This is a genomic window from Oleiphilus sp. HI0117, from assembly GCF_001635235.1.
Window position 1 is genome coordinate 1 of the sequence record NZ_LWGA01000967.1, and the last position, 1,631, is coordinate 1,631.

A 1,631-nucleotide genomic window follows, 5' to 3' on the forward strand; every position below is an offset into this window, starting at 1 on the left:
TTTAGAATTAGAAATAGCGAAGAAAATAAGGGGCGCGTTAGTCGCCCCTGATAGTTGAACTTACTATACTGAGGTTGAATGGCTTATACAGTCTCTTTAGAAAACACCTGTTTTAAGCCCTCAGCGGTTTGGCTAGCCAAGTCAGTAAGCTTTTCTGCATCGCCCTTAAACTGAGCTTGAACAGTCTCAGAAAATTCAGATTGTTGCTCTACAAAGGCGTTCAGTGAATCGCTATTTCTGATCTCTAATGCCGATTTTGCCTGGGCTATACCCATTTCAGCGTAGTTTGCAAAGGCTTGCGCTTGAATATCAACTAACTCACCTACGTTATTCAGTAGCAATCTATTCACTTCTTTTGCAGGCTCAACAAAGCGTTTCGCTTGTTCGCTTAATGAATCGATAAATTCGTTCATGTATGTCTCCTTGTTATTTACTAGTGGTGCATGTGCTGACCGCCGTTAATGGAAAGATTTGATCCAGTGATAAAACCAGACTGTTTGTCTGATAAGAAAGCAACAAGTCTCGCTATTTCTTTTGGATCACCCAGCCTGCCGACCGGAATTTGGGCGATAATTTGGTTTCTTATACTCTCTTCGACCGCCATCACCATTTCAGTTGCTATATAACCAGGGGAAATAGTGTTAACAGTAATGCCTTTGCTGGCTACTTCTTGCGCTAGTGACATGGTAATACCATGAATGCCAGCTTTGCTGGCAGCGTAATTCACTTGACCAAATTGGCCCTTTTCACCGTTGATAGAAGAGATATTAATAATTCGCCCGTATTGGCGTTTCAACATGAACTCGATGACATTCCGACAAGTATTGAAGGTTCCACTCAGGTTCACATCAATGACCTCTTGCCATTTTTGTGGTGACATTCGTTTTAAGCTGGTATCGCGAGTGATACCAGCGGTATTCACCAAAACTGCAATGGGGCCAATGCTTTCTTCAATATCAAGAATATTGCGGGTACAACTGTCAAAATCAGCAACCTCCAGTACACAGGTTTTAATGTCATAGCCTTGTGTTTTGAGTTGCGCTTGCCAGTTGTCGGCTTTTTCTTGGCTGCTGGATGCAGCAACAACGGTGTAGCCTTCATCATGTAGTGTTTGGCAGATCGCAGTACCTATTCCACCGGTTCCGCCCGTGACAAAAGCAACGTTTACATTAGACATATATGCCTCCTAATCGTGAGTTCAGATTCAAAAATCGGAAAACGAAAGAAAAGAGAGGTAACAGAGTTGAAACTCTACGGCATGTACCTGATTTTTGTCGTTCTTATAGTTTCTCATCATGAAGCTAGAGACTAGGGAAAGCTTTGATGTGAATCACATGGCGGATGGAAGGGTTGATTAATAGTAAAGATAATTGATGTAGATCAAAATATATACAAAGAGGGGTTTTGGGTTTGCAATAGTGGTACTGAGGTATTTACCACGTTCTCCATCGCTCAGTGATATCTTCGGAATACTCGTGGCCAGCGCTTTGTACAACTAGTTTAATCAGGGCGCAAATATCTTCTCGTTGGTCGGTCTCAATTAGCTGATGGTCGAGTTTGAAGTTCAGGTCATTTAGTTTTTTCACCAAAGACTCAATTTGGGTAGAAACCCAAGAAAAATCATTGTTTTG

3 protein-coding genes are annotated in these 1,631 nt (G+C 41.9%); all 3 read right to left on the reverse strand.

Features of this window, described 5'->3' with window-relative positions; translation table 11 throughout:
• Window positions 1-83: 83 nt before the first annotated feature.
• The gene (locus A3757_RS17355) at window positions 84-413 is read right to left on the reverse strand and encodes a phasin family protein (RefSeq protein WP_068553374.1); all 330 of its coding nucleotides are present in this window, start codon (window positions 411-413) and stop codon (window positions 84-86) included.
• Between the two features lie 20 nt (window positions 414-433).
• Complete coding sequence (gene phbB, locus A3757_RS17360) at window positions 434-1,177, reverse strand: acetoacetyl-CoA reductase (RefSeq protein ID WP_068508748.1); 744 nt, start codon at window positions 1,175-1,177, stop codon at window positions 434-436.
• Window positions 1,178-1,433: 256 nt separating this feature from the next.
• On the reverse strand, window positions 1,434-1,631 hold a 198-nt coding region (locus A3757_RS17365), incomplete at its 5' end, for a hypothetical protein (protein WP_231878310.1).